Below are 19,561 nucleotides of genomic sequence, written 5' to 3'. Positions count from 1 at the left end.
AAAGATGCTTAAAATCGGTAAAAAAGCAGAACAGCAATCTTTCTCAAAATATGGTCTTGAATATGTAGTAGATACATATTTCCCAGCCAAATTTGAGGAAATGGAAAATCAAGCATAGTCTTGAAATTTTCCTCCTTTTTTTATTTTTATTTTTTTCCGGACAAAATCTTTATATACTATAACAATCATATACCCCCATAGGTATAGGATGTGTTATTTTGAAAGAATGTATGGACAGTGAAAATTTACACAGAAGAATCAGAAAAATCATCGGCCAGTTGAATGCAATTGACCGTATGATCGATGAAGATATTCCCTGCGAACAGATACTGATGCAGGTCAATGCCTCCAAATCCGCATTGCACAAAGTAGGACACATAATTGTTGAAGGTCACCTCGAACATTGTGTAAAACAGGCTATTGTAGATGAGGATGCAGATGAGGCTATTGGGGATCTTTCATCAATTCTTGAATACTACTCCAGACTTTAATTTTTTTTAAAATAACCTTATACCCCATAGGGTATACCTGTACTATTGGAGATGATAAAAATGAAATTCAAAAAAGATGAAACAATCAAAATTACACTTATAGCAATTTCCACAATAAGTTTAATTGTAAGCTTCTCTTTATCTCTCGATTATGTTGCATGGATTGCAGTTCTGCTATGTGGAATACCAATATTTAAAGAATGCATACAAGGTTTAGTTAAAGAATTTGATTTAAAAGCAGATGTGCTTGTAACAATAGCCATTATTGCATCAATCATGATTGGTGAAGTTTTTGCAGCAGGTGAAATTGCTACAATAATGGCAATAGGGGGATTTTTAGAAAACTATACAGTCTCAAAAACCAAAGGAAAAATCGAAAAGCTCGCAAAAATGAGCCCGCAATACGCAACAAGGATAAAAAACGGAACTGAAGAAAGAATATCTGTCGAAACTGTACAAGTCGGAGATATCCTAAAAGTACTGCCGGGTGAAAGCATTCCAACAGACGGAATAATAATTGCAGGTGAAACATCAATAAATCAAGCCACATTAACTGGAGAATCTCTGCCTGTTGATAAAAAGGCAAATGATGAAGTATACAGCGGAACAATAAATCTTTATGGGTCATTTACAATGGAAGTGACCAGACAAAGCCAGGACAGTTCACTGCAAAAGCTGATAAAACTTGTTGAGTCCTCATCTCCTGAAAACTCAAAAATAGTCAAGACAGCTGATAAATGGGCAACAATGATAGTTGTCATTGCATTTACAGCTGCACTGATAACATACCTTTTGACATTCGAAATAACAAGGTCGGTTACAATACTTGTTGTATTCTGCCCATGTGCTCTGGTGCTTGCCACCCCAACAGCGATAATGGCAACAATAGGCAATCTGACAAAAAAAGGAATTCTAGTCAAGGACGGCGCATCCATAGAAGAGCTGGCCCACATAGACGAAATCATCTTTGATAAAACTGGTACTCTCACCTACGGAACACCAAAAGTGGTTAAGGTAACCTCTGATGATGAAGATATGATGCATCTTTTAGCATCACTTGAATCAAAATCCGAACATCCCCTTGCAAAGGCCATAGTAAAGCACTACAAGGGCAAAATCTACAGTGACGTGGAGAATTTTAGAATACATCCTGGATGCGGAGTAAGTGGAAAAATAAACGGCAGCGAAATATTTGCAGGCAATAGAAAACTCCTGAAACTTAAAAACGTTAAAACAGATGACGACTCCGGAAATGGGGAAATGATAATCTATGTCCTGAAAAATTCAAAGCTGATAGGCAAAGTTTACCTTAAAGACACCATACGTGAAAACACTAAAAAAACAATATGGAACCTCAAGGGGTTGCGTGTCAGAACAACGCTGCTAACCGGAGACAATGAAAAAACCGCAAAAAACATTGCAAAAGAGGTAAAAATCAGAAACGTGAAATTCAACTGCCTGCCTGAAGACAAAACAGAATACATCAAAAAAGAACAGATTAAGAAAAACAGAGTTGCAATGATCGGTGACGGGATAAACGATGCACCATCCCTTAAAAAGGCAAATGTAGGAATAGCAATGGGCGAAATCGGAAGTGACGTTAGCGTTGAAGCGGCCGACATTGCACTTGTAAACGACAACATCGCAGATATCCCTCATCTGATTGCAGCCGCCAAAAAAACCATAAGAACAATAAACATCTCTATAGGATTCGCATTGCTTGTGAATATCATTGCAATGACCCTTGCAATTCTGGGACTCCTCAATCCCATTGAAGGGGCACTGATTCACAACATAGGATCGGTTATTGTGATAGTATACGCATACAGATTGAGCAACCTCAAAACAACAACAAAGGATTATCACAAAGTGAAAAAGTTAGGTTTGACTAAATATTTATATAATGGCATGACATAATATAATTTAACGATAATAAGGTGAATTATTATGGCTGAAAAAGAAATCAAAGTTGTGGGCATGCACTGCCCATCATGTGTAAACGCTGTTGAACTTTGCTTAAAAGACGTTGACGGAATTGACGATGCTAAAGCCGATTTAGACTCAGGAATTACTACTATTACAATGTCTGGCGACGTAAGTGATGCAGACATTAATGATGCTGTCGAAGAGGCAGGATTTAAAGTAGAATAGAATAATTCTACTTACTTTTTTATTTTTTTCTTATTTTTTTAATTTCAAGCATTAAATTTTTAAATTAAAAAATATGAATATACCATACTGCAACCATCCTATAAACCAAGTTAATATGTTGGTGATTAAATTTACAGAACGATTAACATTTTTGTCAAAAGGTCTTCTGAATCTAATATAATTAGCTAAACGAGTATGTTCTCCTTTTTGATATGAATGATACGGAGTGTGCTTTTTTAACCATTCTCTAAAAAGAGATAGACAGCAGTTTAAAGAATAAACAATCTAGTAAAATAATACATCATTAACATCAATAATACGATTTTAGCATACAATTAACCATTCAAACAAACAAAACGAAATCATAGCCAAATATCAAATTTTAAATAAGTTAACAAACAAAATTTAATACATATAATAAATTATTTATTATAACTGAAAAAGGGATTAAAATGAAAACTGTTGCAATTAATGGTTATGGAACCATCGGTAAAAGAGTGGCTGATGCAGTAGCCGCTCAAGATGATATGAAAGTCATTGGTGTAAGTAAAACTAGACCAAACTACGAGGCAAGAACTGCAGTTGAAGAAAAAGGCTATCCTTTATACATTGGAATTCCTGAAAGAGAACAATTATTCAAAGATGCAGGAATTGAAATAGCTGGTACCGTTGAAGACATGATACAGGAAGCAGATGTTGTTGTAGACTGTACTCCTGGAAGCATCGGTCCACAAAACCTTGAAATGTATAAAAAAGCAGGCGTTAAAGCAATTTACCAAGGTGGAGAAGACCATGACCTTACTGGCCTTTCATTTAACGCCATTTCAAATTACGATGACTCATACGGTGCAGACTACACCCGTGTAGTTTCCTGTAACACTACAGGACTGACCCGTACATTACACACAATTGATGCAATTGCCGACATAAAAAAGGTAAGGGCAGTAATGGTTAGAAGAGGATCAGACCCATCTGAAGTCAAAAAAGGACCAATCAACGCTATTGTTCCAAATCCTCCAAAAGTGCCATCCCACCACGGACCTGACGTTAAAACCGTAATGGACGGAATTGATGTAACCACAATGGCATTGCTCGTGCCAACCACATTGATGCACCAGCACAACATCATGGTTGAAATCAACAACGATGTTGAAACCGAAGAAATCCTTGAGGCATTGGAAAAACGTTCAAGAGTAATTGTCGTATCCGCCGAAGAGGGATTAGGTTCAACTGCCGAGTTAATGGAATATGCTAAAGAGCTTGGAAGAAGCAGAAATGACCTGTATGAAATTCCTGTCTGGAAGGAATCAGTTAATGTCGTGGACAACGAACTATTCTACATGCAGGCAGTACACCAAGAATCTGACGTTATTCCTGAAAACATTGATGCAATTCGTGCACTTCTTGAAATGGAAAGTGATAACGAAAAATCAATTGCAAAAACCAACGAAGCTATGGGAATATTCTAAAATTCCCACTTTTTTACTATTTTTAACATGAAACCTAAAGTGCTTTTTGGACCTGCAGGCAGTCCAGTGAACTACAAAGGTGCAGCCTACAAGGCACCTAAATATATTCATGAAGAAGGCCTTCATTCCTATGAATACCAGTCCCCCTATGGCGTGAGGATTGGTGAAAGTTCTGCCGCCACATTAAAAGAGGAATCAGAAAAACATGATATTTTAGTTTCTATGCATGCCCCATATTACATTAACTTATGTGCAAAAGAGGAATCCAAGCTTGAAAAAAGTATCGGACATCTAATAGCTGCAGCCCGTGCCGGCGAATGGATGGGAGCATACCGATTGGTATTCCACCCTGGAGCATACTTAAACAGAAAGCCCGAAAAGGCAATGGAAATATCAAAAAATACCGTAAACAGATTATTTGAAGAGCTCGAAGCGGAAGGTATAGAGAATTTTACCTTTGCACCCGAAACTACCGGCAAACGTACACAACTCGGAAATGTAGGCGAAGTTGTTGAGTTATGTGCTACATTTGACCACTTCGAACCGACAATCGATTTTGCCCATGTGCATGCACGTGGCCGTGGATTTTTAAACAAAAAAGAAGACTACAATTGCATATTTTCAACAATTGAAGATAATTTAGATATTGATATTCTTCACTGCCATTATACAACAATAGAATTCGGGCATGGCGGAGAGGTAAAACACCATACTCTTGATGAAAGTGACGAATACGGACCGGACATTAGGGATTTGCTTTCAAACTTGATCGATAACGGTTGGAAGGCAAACATTATTTGTGAAACCCCAAAACGTGATTTGGATGCACTTAAAATGAAAGAGATTTATAAAGAAATGATTCAATAATCCTTAACTGAATCAATCAAATCGTCCATATCATTAAAAAGATTATTGATGTCCTCATTATCATCTTTATTGGAACTTAAATGGATAACCAACTCATTGGTTAAATCTTCCATCTTATCAACGAAAGTATTTAATGTTTTTATTTTATTTTCAAGCTCCCCTTCAACAAGATTATTGTTTTCGTCCAATTCAACCATTTTATGAGCAATAGCCAACTGATTAGAAAATAGCTGGTTGGATTTTTTAATGGCATTGCTGAATTTCGAATAGGCCATGTGTGATGGGTCAAACAACTTTTCGACCAGTTCCTTTGCCTTTGCCTGTTTTGAATTATAATCCGCTTCAATTTCATCGATTTTTGACTTGTATCTGGAAGGAGTCTTTATAACTGTTGTTTCCGGGTCATGATAAACTTCCTTGCCGCATTGTGAACAGAAATGCTGGTCCGGAACCAATTGCGCACCACAATAAATGCAAAAATGATTATGGTTATCTTCAAGAGTCATATACTTATAGTTTAGATTAAGTTAAATAAAACAATTATGATTTTTTCAACTTCAAAACAACAATTTCAGAATCGGTTCCCCATCTCATAGGAGTATCCATTGAACCGACGCCAGTTGTCACATGCAGATAACTGCCAAATTTATTTCTAAACAGTCCCATATTATATCCGAACAGGATATTTCCAAACCATAGCACCGGATAGAACTGTCCTCCATGAGTATGACCTGACAATTGAATATTGAATCCCAATGCGGAAAATTCCTCCCAATATGATGGAACATGATAATTGATAATGTTTATTTTATCTGGGTTTAAACAGGACTGCAGCTCTTCCATTGACGGCATTTCAATATCTTCAAAGCTGTATGTCAAACCATAAATATTCAGATTTTTAAATTCAAAAACATCATTATCCAAAACGATTATCCCCGCCTTTTTAGCAGCATTTATGACATTTTCTATTCCGGGATAGAAATCATGGTTTCCGGGAGTGAACACTACCGGCATTCCAACATCCCCAAATGCCATCAGGTCATCTTCTTCGACCACACATGAACCGTCAGCCAGATCACCTGAAATTATTGCAATATCGCATGTATCTTCAAGTTCCTGCAATTTCAAAGATACCTCTCGGATAATGCTTTTATGCCTTACAGAACCGAAGTGGACATCTGACAAATGGGCGATGTTGATTTCACCATCAAGATTGTCAAAAAACAATGTTTTTTCATTGACAACCAATTTATGAGCCTTATAATAATTGTAAATGCCCAAAACCGGTACAACCAACAGCAATGCCACAATAATTATTTGAGGAATACTGAAAAAACTTCCAATCAGATATATTATCAGAATATCTATCAGAAACATTAATGATGCCCACATCCAGATTCCATCCATTGCCGATAAAAAGCGAGTGATTTTGCGTGATTTCTTTTCTTCAAACCACATAGGAATTAGACGCAAGAGGCCTATAAAAACTATTGCCATTAAGATATAACCATCCCCTATGCCACCAATCAGTAAAAAAAGATATTTAAGTAGAAAAAACTCAAACAACATATAAAATGGTGTCGAAAATATTACACGTCGTGATCTGAAACTCATGAATTAATATATTATGACAACAAGTATTTAAATAATTAAAGCTAATGTTTGAATGTATACAAAAACATGGAGGTGATTATTTGAAAAGTGACAACAAACAAGTAGAAATTAAGACAACTAATCAAAAAACATCAAAAGTCGAAAATGAAAATAAGGAATATGCCAAATTAGTTGTAGTCAAACCTGTAGGTTATCCATTTGATTTTACATTAATGGACGAGGATATTGAAATAACAAACACCAAATTGTTTGAAGAATATGCTCGTGAGCAATGGCTAGGATTGGTTGTACGTGAAAAGTCACATTTATTTGACCAGAAAATAATCCCCGATTATGGTTTTGAAATTGTAACTGCAAAACCGAATAACTCAATAATTTCAGACAATACCAAAATTCAAATCATTACAGATAAAATTGACAAAAGCAACGACAATAAGATCAAATCCAATATTCATCTTGATGACATCATTGGTCAGGAAAATGCAAAGTCAAAAGTTAAGGTCATAACCAGATATCTTGAAAACCCCAAAAGTTTCGGACCATGGGCTCCGAAAAACATTCTATTCTATGGGCTCCCAGGTACCGGCAAAACCATGCTTGTAAAAGCGCTGGCCAATGAGCTTAAGGTTCCATTGTATCTGGTCAAAGCAACATCACTAATTGGCGAACATGTCGGCGATGCATCATCCAAAATTCATGATTTATTTAAAAAAGCATCAGAAAATGCTCCGGCAATTATTTTCATTGACGAAATTGATGCCATTGCACTACATAGATCATTTCAATCCCTAAGGGGAGACGTTTCTGAAATCGTAAACTCACTTTTAACTGAAATGGATGGAATTGAAGAGAATGAATCTGTAATAACAATTGGAGCCACCAACAATCAGGACAGTCTTGACCTTGCTGTACGCAGCAGATTTGAAGAAGAAATCGAATTCAAACTACCTAACGATAATGAAAGATTGGCCATTTTAGAAAACAATCTCAAGACAATGCCACTGGATTATGATTTGGATTTGGAAAAAATAGTCAAACTGACAAAAGGACTGTCCGGCAGAGATATTAAAGAGAAAATTTTAAAGACCTCTCTTCACAATGCCCTCTCCGAGGATTCCCAGACAATCACCATGAAAAATATTAACTATGCTTTAGATAGTTTTAAAATTAAAAATAGTGATGTTAAAGGAATGTTTGAGTAAAATTCTAATCAAAATGAAAAATTTGCTCAGCCGCCTCAATAACATCCTTATCTTCATCTTTTGCAGCTTTTTTAAGATTATTCGAAATATCGAAAAATATCTTGTTAACAATAGAATTTGTTAAATTATTGAGAATTTTTGCACTGCCATCTATATCTGACAACTTTGAAGATGCTTTTTTAGTTTCACGTTGTCTTATCTCTTCCATAGATGCTCTCAAATTACCAAGTATTTCATCAACTTCCATAATTTTAAAGGATTCTTTAAGTAAAATGAACTCATCATTGATTATGTTTTCCGCTTCACCAAATTCCTTAATACGAAGTCGAGTGTTTTCATCAGCAATTTCACGCAAATCATCAATATTAAATGATTTGACTCCCAATTCGAGAACATCTTCTGAAATATCTCGAGGATTAGCAATATCAACCATCATGACATTTTCATAATCCATATCAATATCCAAAAGGCGTTGTTTGTTAATTATGGCATGAGGAGCACTAGTGGCACTGATGACCAAATCAGCACTGGCCAGATATTCTTCCAAATCATTGAACAAAATAGCTTCGCCACCCAAATCTTTAGCAAGCTCGACAGCAACATAATAGGTCCTGTTAGCAACAAAAATAGCATTCAAATCTTTTTCAGCGAGTGCCTTAGCAACCAATCTGCCCATTTTTCCGGCACCAATAACCAAAACCGATTTATCATCCAAACTACCCATATGCTTTTCAGCCAAATCAATGGCTGCAGAGCCGATAGAAACCGCTCCCTTATTAATATTTGTCTTGTTTCTTACAACTTGACCAACATGAATGGCCTTGGTAAAAATAGCATCAAGAGACTTGCCGCAATGATGGTTTTTAATCGCCTTATGTTTTGCATCCTTAACCTGACCAAGGATTTGGTCTTCACCAACAATCATGGACTCCAAACCTGAAGTCATCCTAAGCAAGTGCATGACAGCACTTTGACCATATTCGATTATAATGTTTTGATTTTCATGAGAAAGCAAATCCTCATCTTCCGGAATAAAGTTATTATTAATATAATATTCTTTTCTGTTACATGTAGAAATCTCAATATATTCATTTATTGAATATTTTTCCTGCAACTTCCAAAATAGATCATCCATATCCTTTGAAATATTCTCCATTGATTGAATATCTGCAATCTTATGGTCTACTCTTAAATTAAGTATCATTTAATCCCCTTATTAACTTATCAATATGATCTTTAGCCAAATCCAATTCCCCCTTTTTTATCAAATCATTAATTTCCTCATCCTCAAAAATCTGATAAAGATAATCTCTTCTCACTTTCTGCTCATCAATGGCACTTTTTAATTTCAATCTTGCATAATCCTGAAGTTCGATTTCAAGGATATCTTCATCTGTAATGACTGCCTGAATTTTTTTTCTTAATTGGCGAGCCATTAATGGACTTTTCCCATTAGTAAAAATAGATATTTCAACATCAGCAATGTTGAAACTTGTAGGAACAATAACATTGCCCCTTAAAGGATAATCGGCCCTATTAATTAACTTATCGCCAGAGATTTCAGAAACATGCTCACACAGGCCCTCATCGCCGCTTGCAACTACAACCAAATCAGCCCACTCGACCAGTTTATCGGCATCACAAGGGGAACATAATTCTGCACCCTTATCAATTAAATCCTTTGATAAATCATTGCCTGCCAGTTTAACATTAGCTCCATGGTCTAAAAATTTATTTGCACGCCTTGTTGCAACTTCCCCAGTGCCTAAAATAAATACATTCAAATCGAATGTCTTTAAATAAATAGAGGTATAATCCATTTTAATCAGAATTTTCAAGAGATCTTGCATGCAATACTTTTACAGCAGCTCTCAAATCATTATTGCAATCAGTTAAAACATTCATTGCCTCAAGTTTGGAAATGTTGAATGTTTCAGCCAAAGCCTCGGCCCTTTGATCAGGGTCAGGTTTTTTAACGCCAACTAACCTTTCAGACAATTGTTTTTTCAAATCCAAATACTCATCATGACTCATTCCCATATTCCTTAGGGTCATGTCTCTTAATGGGCAAGGTTTTGACGGCTTGCAACACCATATAAGTGACCCGAAACAGGTCCCTGCCCCTTCACCTAATCTGGTTTCCTTACCGAATTGAATCTTGATATCCACAAATTCCTGTGGAGTTAAATTAACTTCCTGTAACGCGTTTAAAACTGGGCATGGTTTAACTGGCGGACAGCAAAAAGCAAGTCCTCTTACATCTCCCCCTCTGCAAATGTGAGATGGTGCATCTTCCCAAGTCATAACAATCCTCCAAAAATTATTCACTTCTCTATTGATAAATATAAAATAATAATATAATTTATTTAAATTATGAATATATAACCTTTTTGTGAAAAGTTCAAAATCGATTAATGAAAAAATAAGGTTTAAATACGATATCAATCTTAATTTTTAATGAAATGATAATTGAAGATATTGCCGTCACTGTTGAAAAGAAGAACATAAAAAATATGTACATTCGTATTCTGCCTCCAAATGGAGACGTTAAAGTATCTGCACCCCTATTCGTTAGTGATGAAGATATAATTAGATTTGTTAAATCCAAAAAAGACTGGATTTTAAAAAAACAGAGATATATTCAGGAAAATGACATAAAAGCTCCTTATAAATATGATAATGGTGAAAAACATCCATTATGGGGAAAAGAATATGAACTGCAATTAATTTCAAATGAAAACGTGAAAGATGCCTTTGTCATGGATGATAAAATTTATCTTCCAATCCCCAAAAGAAGCACAATTGAGAAAAGAAAAAATATTCTGGATGAACTGTACAGACGGGAACTTAAAAATGCCCTTCCAGATATTTCAGATAAATGCTGCAACACTGTTGGCAGAAGACCTAAAAGCATAAACGTCCGCAAAATGAAAAACTGGGGAAACTGCAAGCAGGACGGCAGAATAACCCTAAACTTGAATCTTGCAAAAAAAGATAAGGAATGTCTGGAATATGTGATGATTCATGAATTATGTCATTTAATAGAATTCAATCATGGGAAAAATTTTAAAAAATTAATGGACCAGTTCTGTCCGAACTGGAAAAAAATAAAAAAAAGATTAAATGAATAAAGACTATCTGTCTTTAAGCATATCTTCTTTTTCGTCAGGAGTCAACTGATCAACAATTTCTTCAGGAGTGCCAACATCCAAAAGTTTTCCACCCCTCATTAAAGCAGCCCTGTCACAAACATCCAAGACAAAGTCCATATCGTGAGAAACAATAATGAATGTTTGTTCCAATTCAGTACGAGCTTTTAGAATTGAGTCAGTAACATTTACACGAGTAATAGGATCCATAGTACCTGTTGGCTCATCTAAAACGATTATTTTAGGTTCTTTGATTAAAACTTGTGCTAAAGCAATCCTATGTTTTTCTCCTACACTCAATTGATCAGGATACTTATCAAGAATTATTGCTGCCTCTTTTTCATCAAAACCAACGGTAGACAATGCATGAATCGCCTTAATCTTTCCAAATTCCGCAGGCAGATTTAAACTAATTGCATCAGTCAGGTTTCCTAAAATTGTTCTGTGTGGATATAAAGAATACTCTTGATGCAATAATCCTAAATAAGGAACAATACGTCCACGATTAAGAGGTCCTCCTTCAGTCATGTCAATCCATTCATCACCGAGTTTGATTTTGATTTCACCACTACTTGGTTCAGTTAAACCGATTAACATTCTTGTGGTGGTTGTTTTACCGGAACCGCTCAATCCAACAAGACCAAAAATTTCCTCCTTATGGATTTTCAAGTCAATTCCATCAACAGCTTTTACAACACCACGTTCAATGGAATAATAATGTTTTTTAACGTCATTTAAAATAATTTCTTCTTCACCGAATTCTGGAATTTCTGGTTTTTTAGGGACTGGAACTGTTTCCAAAAACCTGTTCACAACAATTTCCGGGTCTCCTTCTTCTTTAATTTCACCATTTTCCAACCAGATAACCTTATCCGCAAGTTCGTTCATTACTTCCGGCCAGTGAGAAGTGATTACCATTGTAATATTTTTATCTTTAACCCCTTCTTTTAATGTGTTGTGAAGTTTTACAGCTGTTTGAGGATCCAAAGTACCTGTCGGTTCATCAGCTAAAAACATCATTGGATTTTTAGCCAATTGCCTTGCAAGCACTACTCTCTGTTTTTCCCCACCACTTAAATCACGTGCAATATGAGTAATCCTGTGGTTCATTTGAACCATTTCTAATAATTCCAAGGCAATATATAATCCTTCTTCATAATCAACATCATCAGGTATAGCCCTCATAACATTTTCAATAACAGTCTCCTCATCATATAGCGCGAAATTACGTTGCAGCATGATAGAAATTCTTCTTCTGATACTTGCGAATAATTTCCTGTCACAATTAAAGAAATCTACTTCTTTAGATTCATATGTTGCTCCACAATTACATTTATCTCCAACATGAGACGGAGATTCGACAGCCAAACAATCTGGACAAACTGCAAGATTCATTATAATATTTCCATCATCAGGCCAATATTCTTTGGTTCCACGAAGCATACTAATTAAAACAGATTTTCCGCTTCCACTACGTCCCAAAATACCTAAAGTCTCTCCTTCATTAATCTTTAAATTAATATCTTTAAGAACATCAACACCATCAAAATTTTTTGTAATATTCTTAAGAGTTATAAAATCCATGAAATCACCTATTGATTTAATCTTTATTTTAAACTATTAATAATACTTTCTAATAACAATTGTTTTAAATTTTTTAAAAATTAGTGATATTGAAATCTAAATTTCCAGAAATAACTGAACGAGCTATTGAAAAACCATCTACCCCAGTATTAATCATTTTTTTAATATTCTCTTCACTGTTTACTGAATTATTTCCAATAACTTTAATATTAACATTATTACAGACTTCCCTTAAAAGTTCCCAATCCGCTTCAAAAACACCATTTCTCATAGCATCGACATGTAAATAATCAGCACCGCTCTGTTCAATTATCCGTGCAATTTCTAGTGTATCGATTCCATCAACATTTGCTCGGATTTTAACTGAAACTTCACTTTTAACATTGTCTGCAACATCTGAAATAAAATCTCCCAAATCATCTCGATTCAACATTTCCTGGCCACAACCAATAGATATTATTTCATTTTGGCGACAATGACAATTTATTTCAACAATATCCAAATCCTTAATATTTCCAACATCAATTATTGGCTGCGGAGTAGTTGAACGAACATTCGCTGAGACCTTTACATCATTATGAACCTTTTTTATTGAGTCAACCTCATTTCCGATATGTGTAAAAATTTCATCCAAAGGAAAATCAAATTCTGCCCGTCCCCTTTCAATAATTTTTTTACTTGCTTCAATTGTAGGCAAATCCAAACTATATCCACCTAAAGTAGCCACATCAAAACCATATGGAATAACCTTATTTAAAAATTCTGCATTAGTTATCCCCGCCATTGGAGCAACTACTTTAATCATGATTTTTCCTCAGTATTCCTTTTCGATTACCCAAGTCCACATTTCATTATTATGAGCTCTGATTTCTTCAAGACCTATATCTGCCATGTAAGCAGCATCTTCAGCATTTTTTCCTCTACCAATACCTGCTTTGAGTTTGATTCCAATCTCTTCATCAATTTCAACCATGATGTCTTCAATTTCCTGTTCGGATAAACCGTTGCATGGAGACATAAAGTTATCTCCACCAATGAAGAATAATAATGCTCCTTTTTTAATCAATTTAGTCATCAAGTAATGTTGAGCTTTGTTAACCATGAAACTTGTGTCAAAAGCAGATTCGATATCGGTTAATGTTTCTGTGACACTGTTAATGTCAATGTGTGCGGCCTGAACAAAACTATCTTCTTCACTTACCAAACTGTCAACAGCTAAAATTTCTTTTCTTTCACCGGATTGTGCACTTCCAGCTTTTTGAAGAGCTACAGTTGCTAATTTTTGAGCTTCATGAGGAGTTTCAGCAGCACCTACCCCCATACTTACTGTAATCGGAAATCTGTTTCTGATAGATCTTTGAATTCTTAAATGGTCTTCCTCATCTAAGCCGTTTGAAATTGCAAGCAGATTATCGAATCTTGTAAAGAAAACTAAACCTTTTTTGTTTCCAAAATGGTTGTTTAAATCTGCAAATAGATTTGCTTGTAGCATTTGTAAGTCGGATTCAGTTCTTGGTCTTGGAGTTACAGTCCAAGGCCCATAATTGTCGATTTGTATTAATGTCATCTGTATCATTTGATATTCGCCTCTTTGACTAAGGAATACTATCTTTAATAATTTGGGCTAAATTTTTTTTCACGCCTAAATTATTCATTATAGTATTTGTAATTGTTACCTTATTAACTATTTGATTTAATTGTGATTTTAGATTTGAATCTTTATCATCAATAACAATATTATCTAAAAAATCTTTATATAATGATGCCACACCAACTGATGAGACTTCAATATCCAAAGCCTTCATGAATTTGCTTGCAGGACCTGAAACAGCATCTGAACCAATAATTGGAGAAACTGCAATAACATAAGTGTCTTTTAATGCTTCACGAATGCCTTTTAAGGACAATATTGGCAAAATTGAAGTAATTGGATTGGATGGACCTATAATAACTGCTTCAGAGTTTTTAATTGCATCAACCACTCCATCTGCAGGTTTGACCTGAGAAAATTTAATGTCTAAAACTTCAGGTTCGCTTTTGTGTTTAATTAAAAAATCATGAAACTCCAACTCCCCTATGTCAGTGACAATCTTAATATCTGATTTTTCCTCACTCATAGGAATGATTTCAGATTCAATACCCATATTCCTTGCCTGAATTTCACAGGCCTTCTTAAGACCATACTTATCCATCAATTGAGTTTTCTGTATTTTTGTTGCGCGGTCAACATCACCTATTCTAAGCAATTCCCCGCAACCCAACTCATTAAGCCTTTCATGAGTAATGAATGTGTCGCCCTTAACACCATACCAGGTTTCATCGTTGATCATGTCAGAGAGAGTATACAATACCGTATCAATGTCTGCTGAGACATAAACTCCGGAAAAATAATCATTTTCTAAAGTATTTACAATGATTGTCAAATCAGCAGGATCTACAATTTCCTTTAAACCTTGCAACAATTTGGGAGTCCCAGTCCCCCCAGATAAAACAGTAATCATGATATCCCTATTTTCTAAATACATCAGCTTTCTTAGGCATTAAAACCGATTTAATGTTTGAATGTGTATTTCTCAATGTATCGAATGCTTCAAAACCACGCACAATAACAACCGGAAGACCTTCATCAGCCTGACCCATTATAAGAGATGCTGCTGAAGCCAGTTCATCGCATGTCGCAATTTCAGTTGTTTCCAATTCACGGCCATACAAATCCTTTTCACCAACACGTTTCCATATTGGAGAAATGCCGGAACAACCGATTGCAGTCCCAATGGCTCCAAACCTAAAAGCCCTTCCCTGAGTATCCGTAATTATAACAGCAATTTCTTCATCAAATTCATTTTCCAAATATTCACGAATTTCACATGCAGATTTATCGGCATCTTCAGGCATTGGAGTGGCCAGACCCTCTCCAACATTGGATTCGTCAATACCTGCATTAGCACAAACAAATCCATGTTTTGTTTCGGTTATTATGAAATTAGGGCCTACGCGAACAACTTCATTAGATTCATTTAAAATGGCTTCCACCAATCTTGGGTCTTTTCCGGAATCATTTGAAAGCCTGATTGCAAATTCAGAAGGGTTTAACTCATCCAATTTGATGAAGTTTTCTTCCGCTTTTGAAATTAAAGTTTCGGCAATCAAAACAATATCACCATGATTTAAACCGCATCCCTGCTTTTCGATAGCATCTTTAATAATTTGAGAAATATCACTATTCCCATCAACAATAGGAATATCCTCTAAGCCAAATAATTCAATACTCATAATAATCATCTGAAAATATTAAAAAAAAGAAAATTATGGATTATAGACATCGATAGTCCATTCTCCATCAAAAACCGCAGCACTAGATGTGACCGGCTTTTTATAATTCGCAAAGGTGCCCTCATCAAAAATATATTTAGCAGCTTCCTGTGAGGTCTTTGCTTCAAAATCAACTTCATCATGCACTTGACTACCATAGGTGGAAATAAATACTGCCTTACCATATGGCACTTCTTCAACTAACAATTTTTTATCATTAGCTATTCCAACATAACAGCCATATTCCTCTTTCTTGTTTGTTGATGTAACAACAGCAGCAATTCTAGGAGTGTTATAATCATCTTTTTCATAATCCATAGTAAGTAATGAATAAGCGATTGCATCTTTAATATTCATTCCTAAAGCTATCTTATCTGCTATAACATCAGTATGAGAACCATTAGAAACAATTGCCATATCCCTTACGATACGAATACAATTGTATGTAATGTAGGTGTTCTCATAAATATCCTTTTCAAAACCTTCTTTTGGCACAACAGCTGCACGATTATCAAATTTCAAACATCTCCTATTTGGAAATGACCTGCTTGATACCCTATACGCCACAAAAGGTTTACCATCACAATTCATCCCAGTTGATAAAATTCTCCCCGTATACATTTTTTTCTCCTCAATTAAAGTTCCGGACGTTGTACCGCCATGTCAACTGATACTCCCGGAGGAGTAGTAATAACAATTTCACCCGGCTTAATAGTAACCTGTCCTTGATCAATAACATTAGCTTGAACACCCACTGCACTGCCGGCTATCGCATCCGAGCGGTCTTGTCCATTAACAGTAACTTTATGTAAGTTAGCTACCGGCATTACATAATATTCCTCTTCACCAGAAACATCAGTGACATTAGGTTTTCCACCCGTATCCTGAATATCGTCTGTAGTGTCTGCTTGAACATCGGTCGCTGAAAAATTACTTGTAACAACTAAGAAAATCATTATAGTGAACAGAATATCAATGAAAGGAACCAAATTGATACTAGGTTTTTGATCTAAAAATTTCTTTTTATGTTTTTTAACATCAATCGCCATTGAATCACCTTATTGTCTTAGTTTACTTTCGGTAATCTCAGCATTAACATTACATTTCTCTAAAATAATATTCGCAATACTTTTATCCAACATACTTGGTTTAAAAGAAACCTTTATATTGGCATAAGGATCTGAAATTAATCTGGTATTTACAACACCTTCAGCTTCCTGAAGTGCTTCAAGTGCACATTCCACATTAGAATCAACTCTGATTTTTACTACTGCATAACCCCAGTTTGTCATTTTTGTAGCGAGTTCAATCTTATCCATTTCCGATTCAATAAGTCCCTGGATATAAGTATAAACCGGCAATAATACAATAGCAACCAAAAGTCCCATGATGGTAGTTGTTAAAGCCACATAAATACCTTCAGCCATAGCGGCAGAGTCAGGATGAACACCTAATGACTTGAATGTCATCCAAATACCAATAACAGTACCAATCAAACCTAAAAACGGAGCAAGCTCAGTAATAGTTTTTATTGTGCTTAAACCTTTAGTCATTTTAGCAACTTCAACAATGAAAATCTGCTCCATACTTTCTTCGACTTCGGTTTTATTTTTATAACCGATCTTTAAAGTTTCAGAAATAATTCTAGAAATAGGATTTTTAAAACCATTAATTTGTTTTAAAGCTTCAACAGCCCCACCTCTTTCCATGGAAGCTGTTACCACACCAAATATTTCAGTTGTGTCAACTTTACTAATTCTTCTAAGATATGCAATCTTTCTCAATGCAATAATAAGACCATAAATACCTACAAAAAGAATTATATAAGTAATAATTCCCCCTTGGGTAAAAATATCCATCATACCATCAATTAACGGCATAATATACTCAATAATCATATTTATCACTATCAATATATTAAATTGAAAATCGTTTATAAGAATACTTTATCAATACATATACTTAAATATTGTTTAAAAAATAGTTAAAAATTATTTCATCTTAGCCACGGTATTCCATGACCGTCGAACAAAATCAGGCATTTCATCATAAGTATAATTTGATAGGAATTTCTTTGTAGTCGGGTCTGACGGATAGCCAGAACCGATACCCCCTTGCTTGATAAATTCTTTATTAATCTCGGCAATTTGGGCATCCCTCTCAGCTTTTGCAATAATGGATGCAGCACTTACCTGAATATAGTTGTCATCGGCCTTATGTTCTGCAATAATGTCAAAACCAGTGTCTTTTCTGAGATTTTCCTGGAAACGTTCAGCCTTTACATCAACTGCATCAACAATAGCTTTTTCAGGTTTTAATCTTAAAATTAGTTCTTCCATGGCATTTTTCTCAATTTCATTAAGGTTAATGCCTTCTGCCCTCATCTCATCAATTTCACGAGCAGTAATCACAATAATGTCATATTCAAACATTTTTTTCAATTTACGAGATAAAATAGTACGACGATTAGGAACGAGTCTTTTAGAATCCTTGACACCCATTCTTTCAAGAACCTTCTCCATTTTTTCAGGAACAATCACGCCTGCTATGACCATGGGCCCCAGTACAGACCCTCTTCCCGCTTCGTCTACACCTAAAATATCCATAAAAATCAAATAAAAAAAAGAAATGAAATAAAAATTAAATTTTATTTCATGGCCTTAAGACGGACTTCAGGTTCTAATGCTAAAGGTTCAGCTGCAACAATAGCAGTACCTTTTGCCACAACAGTCATTGGATCTTCAGAAATGACAATTGGTATTCCAATCTCATCAAAGATTCTTTCTTTTATTCCACGGAGTCTGGAACTACCACCGACAGCAACGGAGTTATTGTAAACACCCATCATTAATTCTGGAGACAATCTTTCCAAGATTACATTTAATCCGTCGACAATCTGTTGCATGAAAGGTTCTACTGCATCAGCAACCAACATTGAATCTATGACCACTTTTTTAGGCCTGTTAGTTTCTAAGGATTTACCAATTACTTCAACACTTAAGTTTTCAAGTTGTTCGGAACAATGTACCATTCCAACTTCCATTTTAGCGGATTCTGCATCATGAATACCAATAGCTACATCGTATTTTTCTGCAACAAGCTCTACGATTTTATTGTCAATATCATCTCCACCACATCTAACGGTTTCGATGTCATTTATGCCACCAAGAGAAATGATTACAATATCGGTTGAACCTGCACCAATATCTACAACCATAGTACCGTTTGGTTCTGCTATAGGCAATCCAGCACCAATAGCTGCGGCTAATCCTTCACTAATTACTAAAATGTTTTGTGCTCCTGCTTTTCTTCCAATTTCTTCAGCAGCATTTTTTTCCACTTCAGACGCATCTCCAGGAATCCCAATGACTATTCTTCCCACAGTTTCGCCTTCATTAATACCGATTTGCATTGCTTTGATGAGTAATGCCTGAGCCTGTACAACGTTTTCTATAACGCCTTTTTTTAATGGTCGGACTGCAAGAATATCTTCAGGAGTTCTTCCAAGCATTTTTTTAGCTTCTTCACCGACAGCTAAAACTTCAGACGGATCATCTTTTTTAACTGCAACAACAGATGGAATTTGGTATAAATCAAATTTGTCACCTGAAGGTTTTGCAATTACGGTATTTAAAGTTCCTAAATCAATTCCTAAACTGTTACTTATAACTTTAGTATTTTCAGTTTGTGGTTCTTCTTCTTCATTTCCAAAAATATTCATG

22 protein-coding genes and 1 pseudogene are annotated in these 19,561 nt (G+C 35.3%); 8 read left to right on the top strand and 15 right to left on the bottom strand.

The annotated features are described in order from the left end of the window. The 6 genes and pseudogenes from ACJMLO_RS01790 to ACJMLO_RS01765 form a co-directional block, all read left to right on the top strand. Positions 1–118, top strand: a pseudogene (locus ACJMLO_RS01790) (DNA topoisomerase VI); the annotation flags it as partial. 100 nt (positions 119–218) lie between these two features. After that, positions 219–491, top strand: coding sequence for a metal-sensing transcriptional repressor (locus ACJMLO_RS01785; RefSeq protein ID WP_405293330.1), 273 nt, complete (start codon positions 219–221; stop codon positions 489–491). 60 nt (positions 492–551) lie between these two features. Continuing rightward, a complete protein-coding gene (locus tag ACJMLO_RS01780) occupies positions 552–2,408 on the top strand; it encodes a heavy metal translocating P-type ATPase (protein ID WP_405293328.1) in 1,857 nt (618 codons plus the stop codon). 30 nt (positions 2,409–2,438) lie between these two features. Then, positions 2,439–2,642, top strand: a complete 204-nt coding sequence (locus tag ACJMLO_RS01775) for a heavy-metal-associated domain-containing protein (protein WP_405293326.1) — start codon at positions 2,439–2,441, stop codon at positions 2,640–2,642. Positions 2,643–3,094: 452 nt separating this feature from the next. After that, on the top strand, positions 3,095–4,111 hold the full coding sequence (locus ACJMLO_RS01770; RefSeq protein ID WP_405293324.1) for a phosphorylating glyceraldehyde-3-phosphate dehydrogenase: 1,017 nt from the start codon (positions 3,095–3,097) through the stop codon (positions 4,109–4,111). A gap of 27 nt (positions 4,112–4,138) precedes the next feature. Beyond that, on the top strand, positions 4,139–4,978 hold the full coding sequence (locus ACJMLO_RS01765) for a TIM barrel protein (protein ID WP_405293322.1): 840 nt from the start codon (positions 4,139–4,141) through the stop codon (positions 4,976–4,978). Here the strand turns inward: ACJMLO_RS01765 and ACJMLO_RS01760 are convergent. Continuing rightward, positions 4,972–5,484, bottom strand: a complete 513-nt coding sequence (locus ACJMLO_RS01760) for a zinc-ribbon domain-containing protein (protein WP_405293320.1) — start codon at positions 5,482–5,484, stop codon at positions 4,972–4,974. The two genes, ACJMLO_RS01765 and ACJMLO_RS01760, sit on opposite strands and share 7 nt — an antisense overlap. A 34-nt stretch (positions 5,485–5,518) precedes the next feature. Next, a complete protein-coding gene (locus ACJMLO_RS01755) occupies positions 5,519–6,592 on the bottom strand; it encodes a metallophosphoesterase (RefSeq protein ID WP_405293318.1) in 1,074 nt (357 codons plus the stop codon). Between the two features lie 80 nt (positions 6,593–6,672). Between ACJMLO_RS01755 and ACJMLO_RS01750 the strand changes: the two genes are divergently transcribed. Then, on the top strand, positions 6,673–7,794 hold the full coding sequence (locus ACJMLO_RS01750; RefSeq protein ID WP_405293316.1) for an AAA family ATPase: 1,122 nt from the start codon (positions 6,673–6,675) through the stop codon (positions 7,792–7,794). 4 nt (positions 7,795–7,798) lie between these two features. Here the strand turns inward: ACJMLO_RS01750 and hemA are convergent, their stop codons facing one another. Genes hemA through ACJMLO_RS01735 form a run of 3 tightly spaced genes read right to left on the bottom strand, consistent with a single transcriptional unit; the run spans position 7,799 to position 10,098 of the window. Continuing rightward, positions 7,799–8,998: a glutamyl-tRNA reductase gene (gene hemA, locus ACJMLO_RS01745; protein WP_405293314.1), complete on the bottom strand. Its 1,200-nt coding sequence runs from the start codon at positions 8,996–8,998 to the stop codon at positions 7,799–7,801. Continuing rightward, positions 8,988–9,614 carry a bifunctional precorrin-2 dehydrogenase/sirohydrochlorin ferrochelatase gene (locus ACJMLO_RS01740; protein ID WP_405293336.1) on the bottom strand — a complete coding sequence of 209 codons (627 nt, stop codon included), beginning with the start codon at positions 9,612–9,614 and terminating at the stop codon, positions 8,988–8,990. Before ACJMLO_RS01740 ends, hemA begins: the two co-directional genes overlap by 11 nt. A 1-nt stretch (position 9,615) precedes the next feature. Beyond that, a complete protein-coding gene (locus ACJMLO_RS01735) occupies positions 9,616–10,098 on the bottom strand; it encodes a methanogenesis marker 9 domain-containing protein (protein WP_405293312.1) in 483 nt (160 codons plus the stop codon). Between the two features lie 158 nt (positions 10,099–10,256). Between ACJMLO_RS01735 and ACJMLO_RS01730 the strand changes: the two genes are divergently transcribed. Next, entirely contained in the window at positions 10,257–10,925 is a 669-nt protein-coding gene (locus ACJMLO_RS01730; protein WP_405293310.1) for a M48 family metallopeptidase, read from the top strand. A 3-nt stretch (positions 10,926–10,928) separates the two neighbouring features. Here ACJMLO_RS01730 and atwA read toward each other — a convergent pair whose 3' ends face one another. The 10 genes from atwA to ACJMLO_RS01680 form a co-directional block, all read right to left on the bottom strand. Further along, entirely contained in the window at positions 10,929–12,527 is a 1,599-nt protein-coding gene (gene atwA / locus ACJMLO_RS01725) for a methyl coenzyme M reductase system, component A2 (protein WP_405293308.1), read from the bottom strand. Between the two features lie 73 nt (positions 12,528–12,600). Then, entirely contained in the window at positions 12,601–13,311 is a 711-nt protein-coding gene (locus ACJMLO_RS01720; protein WP_405293334.1) for an MJ0144 family RNA dihydrouridine synthase-like protein, read from the bottom strand. 30 nt (positions 13,312–13,341) lie between these two features. After that, entirely contained in the window at positions 13,342–14,103 is a 762-nt protein-coding gene (locus ACJMLO_RS01715) for a GTP cyclohydrolase III (RefSeq protein WP_405293306.1), read from the bottom strand. A gap of 19 nt (positions 14,104–14,122) precedes the next feature. After that, on the bottom strand, positions 14,123–15,028 hold the full coding sequence (gene cofD / locus ACJMLO_RS01710; protein ID WP_405293332.1) for a 2-phospho-L-lactate transferase: 906 nt from the start codon (positions 15,026–15,028) through the stop codon (positions 14,123–14,125). Positions 15,029–15,035: 7 nt separating this feature from the next. Then, positions 15,036–15,809, bottom strand: a complete 774-nt coding sequence (locus ACJMLO_RS01705) for a coenzyme F420-0:L-glutamate ligase (protein WP_405293304.1) — start codon at positions 15,807–15,809, stop codon at positions 15,036–15,038. Positions 15,810–15,833: 24 nt separating this feature from the next. Next, entirely contained in the window at positions 15,834–16,460 is a 627-nt protein-coding gene (locus ACJMLO_RS01700; RefSeq protein WP_405293302.1) for an IMP cyclohydrolase, read from the bottom strand. Positions 16,461–16,474: 14 nt separating this feature from the next. After that, positions 16,475–16,888: an ExbD/TolR family protein gene (locus ACJMLO_RS01695; protein ID WP_405293300.1), complete on the bottom strand. Its 414-nt coding sequence runs from the start codon at positions 16,886–16,888 to the stop codon at positions 16,475–16,477. A 9-nt stretch (positions 16,889–16,897) separates the two neighbouring features. Continuing rightward, positions 16,898–17,737 (bottom strand): MotA/TolQ/ExbB proton channel family protein, encoded by an 840-nt coding sequence (locus ACJMLO_RS01690; RefSeq protein WP_405293298.1) that lies wholly within the window; start codon positions 17,735–17,737, stop codon positions 16,898–16,900. Between the two features lie 93 nt (positions 17,738–17,830). Beyond that, positions 17,831–18,445: a ribonuclease HII gene (gene rnhB, locus ACJMLO_RS01685; protein WP_405293296.1), complete on the bottom strand. Its 615-nt coding sequence runs from the start codon at positions 18,443–18,445 to the stop codon at positions 17,831–17,833. 41 nt (positions 18,446–18,486) lie between these two features. After that, entirely contained in the window at positions 18,487–19,560 is a 1,074-nt protein-coding gene (locus ACJMLO_RS01680; RefSeq protein ID WP_405293294.1) for a rod shape-determining protein, read from the bottom strand. Position 19,561: the final 1 nt, after the last annotated feature.

The sequence above is a fragment of the Methanobrevibacter sp. genome (assembly GCF_045120835.1).
Classification (GTDB): domain Archaea; phylum Methanobacteriota; class Methanobacteria; order Methanobacteriales; family Methanobacteriaceae; genus Methanocatella.
Note: the sequence above shows the minus strand (reverse complement) of the source record. Positions and strands in the feature narration are given on the sequence as shown.

What these genes read in the sequence shown, in the direction of transcription:
- ACJMLO_RS01780 (WP_405293328.1), top strand. Translation starts at nt 552, where the DNA reads ATGAAATTCAAAAAAGATGAAACAATCAAAATTACACTTATAGCAATT.
- ACJMLO_RS01775 (WP_405293326.1), top strand. Translation starts at nt 2,439, where the DNA reads ATGGCTGAAAAAGAAATCAAAGTTGTGGGCATGCACTGCCCATCATGT.
- ACJMLO_RS01770 (WP_405293324.1), top strand. Translation starts at nt 3,095, where the DNA reads ATGAAAACTGTTGCAATTAATGGTTATGGAACCATCGGTAAAAGAGTG.
- ACJMLO_RS01765 (WP_405293322.1), top strand. Translation starts at nt 4,139, where the DNA reads ATGAAACCTAAAGTGCTTTTTGGACCTGCAGGCAGTCCAGTGAACTAC.
- ACJMLO_RS01760 (WP_405293320.1), bottom strand. Translation starts at nt 5,484, where the DNA reads ATGACTCTTGAAGATAACCATAATCATTTTTGCATTTATTGTGGTGCG.
- ACJMLO_RS01755 (WP_405293318.1), bottom strand. Translation starts at nt 6,592, where the DNA reads ATGAGTTTCAGATCACGACGTGTAATATTTTCGACACCATTTTATATG.
- hemA (WP_405293314.1), bottom strand. Translation starts at nt 8,998, where the DNA reads ATGATACTTAATTTAAGAGTAGACCATAAGATTGCAGATATTCAATCA.
- ACJMLO_RS01740 (WP_405293336.1), bottom strand. Translation starts at nt 9,614, where the DNA reads ATGGATTATACCTCTATTTATTTAAAGACATTCGATTTGAATGTATTT.
- ACJMLO_RS01735 (WP_405293312.1), bottom strand. Translation starts at nt 10,098, where the DNA reads ATGACTTGGGAAGATGCACCATCTCACATTTGCAGAGGGGGAGATGTA.
- ACJMLO_RS01730 (WP_405293310.1), top strand. Translation starts at nt 10,257, where the DNA reads ATGATAATTGAAGATATTGCCGTCACTGTTGAAAAGAAGAACATAAAA.
- atwA (WP_405293308.1), bottom strand. Translation starts at nt 12,527, where the DNA reads ATGGATTTTATAACTCTTAAGAATATTACAAAAAATTTTGATGGTGTT.
- ACJMLO_RS01720 (WP_405293334.1), bottom strand. Translation starts at nt 13,311, where the DNA reads ATGGCGGGGATAACTAATGCAGAATTTTTAAATAAGGTTATTCCATAT.
- ACJMLO_RS01715 (WP_405293306.1), bottom strand. Translation starts at nt 14,103, where the DNA reads ATGATACAGATGACATTAATACAAATCGACAATTATGGGCCTTGGACT.
- cofD (WP_405293332.1), bottom strand. Translation starts at nt 15,028, where the DNA reads ATGATTACTGTTTTATCTGGGGGGACTGGGACTCCCAAATTGTTGCAA.
- ACJMLO_RS01705 (WP_405293304.1), bottom strand. Translation starts at nt 15,809, where the DNA reads ATGATTATTATGAGTATTGAATTATTTGGCTTAGAGGATATTCCTATT.
- ACJMLO_RS01700 (WP_405293302.1), bottom strand. Translation starts at nt 16,460, where the DNA reads ATGTATACGGGGAGAATTTTATCAACTGGGATGAATTGTGATGGTAAA.
- ACJMLO_RS01695 (WP_405293300.1), bottom strand. Translation starts at nt 16,888, where the DNA reads ATGGCGATTGATGTTAAAAAACATAAAAAGAAATTTTTAGATCAAAAA.
- ACJMLO_RS01690 (WP_405293298.1), bottom strand. Translation starts at nt 17,737, where the DNA reads ATGATTATTGAGTATATTATGCCGTTAATTGATGGTATGATGGATATT.
- rnhB (WP_405293296.1), bottom strand. Translation starts at nt 18,445, where the DNA reads ATGGATATTTTAGGTGTAGACGAAGCGGGAAGAGGGTCTGTACTGGGG.
- ACJMLO_RS01680 (WP_405293294.1), bottom strand. Translation starts at nt 19,560, where the DNA reads ATGAATATTTTTGGAAATGAAGAAGAAGAACCACAAACTGAAAATACT.